Raw genomic sequence first — 7,015 nt, forward strand, 5'->3', positions numbered from 1 at the left:
CTTTGACACAGCTTCAGAAAAAGTGTACCAACTTAGCGAGGAATATGCTGTATTATTTGCAAGTATTCTGACTTTATGGCTGGACTTAATCGTCTTCAAGTTTTAAGTAAAATGCCAAAATCAATAGTTAAACAGTGTGAAGGCCTGGCCTGGGAGGGTGTCAGAAGAATTCTTGAGCGAGTGAATTCAAGGCCGTTTTAGCTTTAAGTAACAGCCTGAACCTCTATATCTACTTGCAACTTTTGACGGAAGATATTAAGAACATTTTTAGATTGTCCATTGTCGGATTTACTTTTGCAGATATAAATAGTTTTAGAGAGTTTGCGGGTGTCAAACAATCATCAATCCCAAGAGAACTTAGCAGGGTGATGGGCTTAGTTGAATTTCTCTCCACTCAGAATAAAAATTGGTTCCACTGCCGCAAAAATCTGATGTCCACCGCGGGTTTCGAGACGATTAATCACCGACTGGACAACTTCAATACTCCGGGCCTGGACGGTGGCGAGGGCTTCTGAGAGGGCATATAAATTCTCGAGGCTGCTGGCCGTGGCGACAATCCGACCACCAGGGGCTAAAAATTCCCAGGCCTGTTCCAAAATAATCTTCATCGGCCGTCCCCCTTCCAAGCAAACCCGATCTGGAGTGGGGCTTAAGGAGGCGAGGCAGGCCGGGGCTTCATCCACGACAATTTCGACATTTTTTAGGCCAAACTGATCACAATTGCGGCGAATTAACCCAGCCACTTCCTCATCCCGTTCGACTGCGACAATTTGCCCTTGAGGAGATAACAGCCCGGCCTCCACTGGAATAGTTCCTGTTCCCGCCCCAATATCCCAAAGGACGGAACTGGCCTGGAGCCGTAAATGGGCCAGCACCAACAACCGTGTTTCCCGATGGGTCAAGGGAATGCCTGGCAAGCGTTCAAAGTAAGCATCTGGGATCCCCGGCGTAACATAGGGCCAATTGCGGGCAGCCATCACAGATTTCTGCTCCCATCAGGCAGGGTTGTTTTGGAAAAACAATGTTGAGTCGGTGTCAAAATCAAATCTATAGCCGATAAACTCTTGATTGCCTGGCTCCTCTCCAATCCTACATGGGGAACACCCGATCATTTCCGCTTTACTCTAATCTACGATGAGCATTTGTGTTTTCTGGATTTGTCCCCAGGCCTGGCTCAGTGTTGGGTAATGGAATCGGCAAGGGCGCGCCACAATATTTACAGCAACGGGCATCGAGATCATGGGTCGCCAAGCCACAGGAGGTACAAACTACCCTTAACTGATTGGCACTTTTGACCAGTTGGCGAATCAGATCTCCCACTTGCCAGGGAATTAAGGCAATGCCCGTAAAAATCATTAAGACGGTCAACAGGCGGCCGACCTCAGAAATGGGCGTAATATCCCCAAAGCCAACCGTGGTCATCGTGACAACCGCATAGTAAAACGCATCCAAGAAGGTTTGGAAATTCTTAGAGTTGAGATCATGCTCGGCCTGGTAGATTAAGCCGGAATAGACAAATAAAATCGCCAACAGGGTCAGCAGAATCCGGGCAAAAATCACCGTGTCATTGGTGGTAAAGCGGCCAAACCAGGAACGATTTTCAAAAAACCGAAACAGGCGTAAAATCCGAAACCAGCGAAAGACGCGAATAAAACTAATATCAACCAGGCCAACAAAGAAGGGAACAATGGTGAGTAAATCAATCAGAGAATAAACACTAAAGAAATATTTCCATTTCCGTTCCGCCGCCCAAAGTCGAAGAAAGTATTCAATGGCAAAGGTGACAAGAATCCCCAGGTTAATGCGATCCAAAATAACCCGTAATTCTGGGGCAATGGGGTAGGTTTGGATTACAAAAATGGCAATTGAACACAAGACCAGGCCGGTGATGGATAAATCAATGAGGACTTCATGCCCTTGTAACCATTGCTTGAAGCGACTGGGAGCAAATTTAGAACGGTCGGGTTGAGGCTGATTCATGCATGAATGGGGGAAGTTAGGCCAAATCACCTAGGGAATGCTCGCTAAATTTTAGCCTGCTACTTTTACCTCCGGCCCAGGCCTGGCCATCTCCATACCGTCCACCTCTATTTTGATTGTTCCATGGGGTCAGGGATGTTAGTCTCAAGGTTGGGTTTCGGTATCATTGACTACTGGAAATTTATGCATCTACCCTTTCTGCCCAGCAAACCGCTGCTAAAGATTCTCCCCCGCCCGGCCTGGTGGCAAATTCGGCCTGGTTTAGTGGGCGCGGGCCTGGGTTTACCGATTTTAGGCGCGATGATTCTCCTCCCCCTTTGGCGTACCCAGCCTCCATTAACCCCTCCCCCTCAGATCAGTCAAAACTATTTAAATCTCGACACCTTAGGTGCGGCGGCGGCCCCCAGGCCCTTCAACTATTCTCCGCAACAGATTCCCACACCGTTCCTCGGCAAATCCCCAACAACGGCCAGCCCCAGTCCCTTCTTCCACTCCCAAGATCTGCTCTCGGCCCGCCCTGCCCCAACAACAGCCTCTAACCTGACAGCACCACCTTCAACTCCTGTGGCCACGCAACCTGTTCCCCGCAAAACCGCGACGTTGGCCCCTATAGAACCGCCCAAGGCCCTCAATCCAGTCCCCCCCAGTCGAAGTCAGTCGCCAGAAGTTCGGGTTGCGGTGGTGGACAAGCAAGGGCAGGTGAGAATTGGGGTGTCGGCCAATGTCCAGATTACTGATGACCGGGGGCAAATCTTAGGCACATTACCCGCTAATCAAGCTGTGACGCTCCAGGCCGGGGGACAAGGGTTGACCGGGTGGGAAAAACCATTACCCACGTCCATTTGGTTAAATCCGGGGGGCCAGGGCCTGGTCTATGTGGATGGCCATTGGTATCGGGGCAAAATGCGGATCATTAACCTCAATGGCACCATTACCGCCATCAATCAACTGGAATTAGAGCAGTATGTAGTCGCCGTTGTCGGGGCAGAAGTGTATCCCAGTTGGCCGCTCCACACCCTCAAAGCCCAGGCCATTGCCGCCCGTTCCTATGCCCTGGCCCAAATGTTTCGCCCCGCCAGTCGTTATTTTGATTTAGGGAATACCCAACGTTGGCAGGTATATCGAGGCATCAAGGATGAATGGAATACGACCCAGGCCGCCGTTCAAAATACCCGCGGTATTGTCCTCACCCACAGTGGCCGTGTTATGGTTTCTATGTACGCCGCTACGGATGATATTGTCCGAGATGTCTTTGGGGGGCGGGGCATGAGCCAAACGGGGGCCTATGAACTGGGCAAAAAAGGCTATTCCTATTTACAAATTCTCGGCAATTACTATCCAGGGGCTAGCCTCTCGCAAATTCAATAGCACCTAAACCTCTGACCTTAAATCGCCCCCTTAACCCCTGGAATGGCTGCAATTAACTGGCGAGTATAATGACTCTGGGGCTGCTCATAAAGGGTAACGGCTGGGGCAACTTCCTCCACCTGGCCGCGATACATGACCATAATCCGATCACTCATGAACTTGACGACACTTAAATCATGGGAAATGAAAATATAGGTTAAGTTAAATTCGGCCTGGAGTTCCTTGAGCAAATTTAAGACTTGGGCCTGCACCGAGACATCCAACGCCGAAACCGACTCATCACAGATCATTAATTCCGGTTGTAAGGCCAAGGCCCGGGCAATACAAATTCGTTGCCGTTGACCACCGGAAAACTCATGGGGATAGCGATTGGCCATCCTGGGTTCCAGGCCCACTCGGGCTAATAAATCGGCAACGCGACTCTGACGGGATGACCGAGAGGATTTTTGATGAATATATAGGGGTTCGGCAATGCTGGCTCCAATGGTTAAGCGGGGATCCAGGGCACTGTAGGGATCTTGAAAAATAATTTGCATCCGTTGCCGCAATTCCCGCCGTTGTGGCCCCTGCCAATGGGTCACCTCTTGCCCCCGAAACATAATCTGGCCTGTAGTCGGACTGACCAACCCCAATAAGGTGCGGGCCAATGTTGTCTTGCCACAGCCCGATTCCCCCACCAGGCCAAGGGTTTCCCCTGGATAGAGTTGAAAAGAAACATCATTCACGGCCTGGAAATAGCGTTTGGGTTGTCCCACTAGGGCTGGCAGCGGAAAAAAGACTCGTAAATTGGCCACTTCTAATAGGGGCGGCTGGGCCTGGAGGGCTTGGACTCGTTCCAGTTGGCTGGCGGCACTAATGACAGTTGCTGGATTGTTGCGATCACAAGGGGGGGAAGAGTTGGCCGGATCTGGGGACAGAAAATCAGCAATGGTGGGTAAGGTGGCCAGGCGAATATCTAAACGGGGGCGACAGGCTAACAGGCCTTGGGTATAGGGATGCTGAGGGCAGGTAAAGATCTCCTCCGTGGGGCCAGTTTCGACAATTTCCCCCTGATACATGACGGCAATTTCATCGGCTAAATCCGCCACAATTCCCAAATCATGGGTGACAAAAATCATTGACATTTGCCGTTGTTGACTTAGATCTTTAAGGAGCTTCAGAATTGCGGCTTGAATCGTCACATCCAGGGCAGTGGTGGGTTCATCGGCAATGAGAATTTCTGGGTTAGCGGCCAAGGCCATAGCAATCATCACCCGTTGAATTTGCCCCCCCGACAGTTGATGGGGATAGCGGTCTAAAAAAGTTTGTTTCTGGGCCTGAATGGTGGCTTGGACTTGGGCGGGAGATTCTCTGGCAAACTGGGCCGCAAGCTCTTGATCCATGGGAATCAGTTGCACTTCTTGAAGGAGGGCGATGCTGGCCCGCTTGGCGGCGGCGGGACTGAGTTTCTGGTGCTGTCTCAGGACTTCTTGGAGTTGAAACCCGCAACTAAAAACTGGATTTAAGGAACTCATCGGCTCTTGAAAGACCATTCCCAAGGCCTGGCCGCGGTAGGTGGTTAATTCCCTCGGTGTGAGTTGTAAGAGGTTGACCGATTGGCCCCCCTGGGGATGAAACCAGGCCTGGCCGGCGGTAATTTTTCCAGGTGGCAACAATAACTGCATTAAGGCTAAACAAGTCACCGATTTACCGGAACCCGACTCCCCCACCAGGCCCAAGGTTTGCCCCCGCCTTAAGCTGAAATTGATCCCATTGACGGCGGGCCGGGCCGGGCCGGGAAACTCAACCCGTAAATCAGCAACTTCAAGGACATATTCAGCGGGAGGTAGGGGCATATTGAACTGATAAATAGGGGGCATTAGGTGTATTGATCCAACTGTTTTTGGGGAATCACAATTAAGGTTGTCCCTTCCCGGCGCACCACATAAACCGCTTCATTTTCGGCAATTCCTAAATGGTGATCCTCACAGCGGGCCTGCCAAGAATTCCCCTCATACAAGACCCGGCCGGTTTTCCCAGGGTTAATGGCCGTCAAGGTTTGGGCTTCCACGGCTTCTTCTAGGCTCAGGGCTTTACGGTGGGGAAAAAATCGCCGGATCAGGTAGATCAAAAGGACAGAGAGCAATAACCAAAGGACAATCTGCACCGCCGTATTGGGAATGAGAAGGGAGACCAAGGCCATTAGTAAGGCACTCACCCCCAGCATCATTTCGACAAAGGCCGTGGGAATCAGGACTTCTAAGAAGCAGAGGATTAACCCTAGGCCAATCCACAACCAAAACATCGAGACAACCACAACAGCCCCTCTCGCTTCACGATGAGAATACCTTAGTTTCAGTCTAGAAGAGTTGGTTTATCGGGTTTTGGCCCAGGCCTGGATGCGCCTCAATACCCGCTCATTTTCGGCGGCTGTGCCAATGGTTAAGCGAATCCCATCACAGGTAAACCGAACCAAGCTCCCGGCCTGGCGGAGCGTCTGGGCTAATTGTTGGGTAGTCCTCTGCTCTTGGGCTTGGAAATAAATAAAATTCCCATCACTGGGGCAAACCCGTAATTGGGGGATGGCTTGTAAGGCTTGGAACATTTGATCCCGTTGTGCTAACAGGCCGGGGACTGCCCCCAAGAGAGACTCCTGCTCTGAGAGCACTAACTGGGCCGCTGCTAGGGAAGGAGCCGTGAGGTTGTAGGGTAAGCGCAATTTTTCCAGGGCTAAAATCACCTCTGGATGCCCCAGGCCATAGCCCACCCGAAATGCCGCCAACCGCCAAGCCTTAGAAAAAGTCCGTAAAATCAGCCAGTTGGGGTGATCCGCCAGTTCTCCCGCCAAGGTCAGACCACTAAATTCAAAGTAGGCTTCATCAATAACCACCAACACCGAATTGGGAATGGTTCTCAGCCAGGCCTGCTCTGCCCCTGTTAAGGCGTTACCCGTGGGTGAGTTGGGGTGAACCACAAAGATAACTTGAATGGCTTGATTATCCAGAGCTTGATCGGCGGCGGCTAAATCCATGTCAAAGTGATCGGGATTGCGGCCAATTGAGATTACCTCAATCCCCAGGCCCCGGGCCAAAATGCCATACATCGAAAAGGTGGGTTCGGCGACCAAGATTTTTCCCTGGCCTGGGCCACAGGTGGCTAAGAGAATTGACCGAATTAATTCATCGGAACCACAACCGAGGGAAACTTGATCAGGCGTTATGGGCTGGCCTGGGGTTGTGATCTGACTGTTGACATAGTGGGTAATGGCTGTTTTAAGGCGGACATGACTGCCATCGGGGTAACGGTTAGCCGGGATGAAGTTCCATAAATGATCAACAAATTTCTGCTTCAGATCCGGGGGCAAGTCGGCGGGAAATTCATTAGTGTCGAGAATATCCAGTGGCTCTGACGGGAGATGATCACTATCAGCGTGGGTGGTATAGGCCTGGAGTTGGTCAAGTTCAGGACGTAAAAAGGAAAACGGCATGGCCGGTGTCCGCTCTGATCAGGGGTATGAGTCCAGTCTAAGGCGAAATTCTCTGTGTTTCTGGATTAAAAGCTAACAAAAGACCCCCTGGGTGGCGGCCTTCACCAAAGTTTTTAGTTTTGGACAGCAGAACGTCTTGACCGGACATACAGCGTATTCTAGAACTTTATGGTACGATTCCCGAGATTAATGTGAGTCGGG

The 7,015-nt window shown here is 51.0% G+C and carries 6 protein-coding genes; 1 reads left to right on the forward strand and 5 read right to left on the reverse strand.

Going from position 1 to position 7,015, the window contains the following annotated elements; all coding sequences use genetic code 11:
- Positions 1 to 374: 374 nt before the first annotated feature.
- Together cbiT and RIF25_RS16975 are read right to left on the reverse strand one after the other, a co-directional pair.
- Positions 375 to 977, reverse strand: a complete 603-nt coding sequence (cbiT, locus tag RIF25_RS16970) for a precorrin-6Y C5,15-methyltransferase subunit CbiT (RefSeq protein WP_322879704.1) — start codon at positions 975 to 977, stop codon at positions 375 to 377.
- A gap of 142 nt (positions 978 to 1,119) precedes the next feature.
- The gene (locus RIF25_RS16975; protein ID WP_322879705.1) at positions 1,120 to 1,980 is read right to left on the reverse strand and encodes an ion transporter; all 861 of its coding nucleotides are present in this window, start codon (positions 1,978 to 1,980) and stop codon (positions 1,120 to 1,122) included.
- A 183-nt stretch (positions 1,981 to 2,163) separates the two neighbouring features.
- Between RIF25_RS16975 and RIF25_RS16980 the strand changes: the two genes are divergently transcribed.
- Positions 2,164 to 3,348, forward strand: a complete 1,185-nt coding sequence (locus tag RIF25_RS16980) for a SpoIID/LytB domain-containing protein (RefSeq protein ID WP_322879706.1) — start codon at positions 2,164 to 2,166, stop codon at positions 3,346 to 3,348.
- A gap of 17 nt (positions 3,349 to 3,365) precedes the next feature.
- Here the strand turns inward: RIF25_RS16980 and RIF25_RS16985 are convergent, their stop codons facing one another.
- The 3 genes from RIF25_RS16985 to RIF25_RS16995 are packed head-to-tail and all read right to left on the reverse strand — an operon-like array spanning position 3,366 to position 6,814.
- A complete protein-coding gene (locus RIF25_RS16985; protein ID WP_322879707.1) occupies positions 3,366 to 5,207 on the reverse strand; it encodes an ABC transporter ATP-binding protein in 1,842 nt (613 codons plus the stop codon).
- Complete coding sequence (locus tag RIF25_RS16990) at positions 5,207 to 5,644, reverse strand: NfeD family protein (RefSeq protein ID WP_322879708.1); 438 nt, start codon at positions 5,642 to 5,644, stop codon at positions 5,207 to 5,209. Before RIF25_RS16990 ends, RIF25_RS16985 begins: the two co-directional genes overlap by 1 nt.
- 57 nt (positions 5,645 to 5,701) lie before the next feature.
- The gene (locus RIF25_RS16995) at positions 5,702 to 6,814 is read right to left on the reverse strand and encodes a histidinol-phosphate transaminase (RefSeq protein WP_322879709.1); all 1,113 of its coding nucleotides are present in this window, start codon (positions 6,812 to 6,814) and stop codon (positions 5,702 to 5,704) included.
- Positions 6,815 to 7,015 lie beyond the last annotated feature (201 nt).

Origin of the sequence: Pseudocalidococcus azoricus BACA0444, assembly GCF_031729055.1 — a bacterium.
In the GTDB taxonomy this organism is placed as follows: Bacteria; Cyanobacteriota; Cyanobacteriia; order Thermosynechococcales; family Thermosynechococcaceae; genus Pseudocalidococcus; species Pseudocalidococcus azoricus.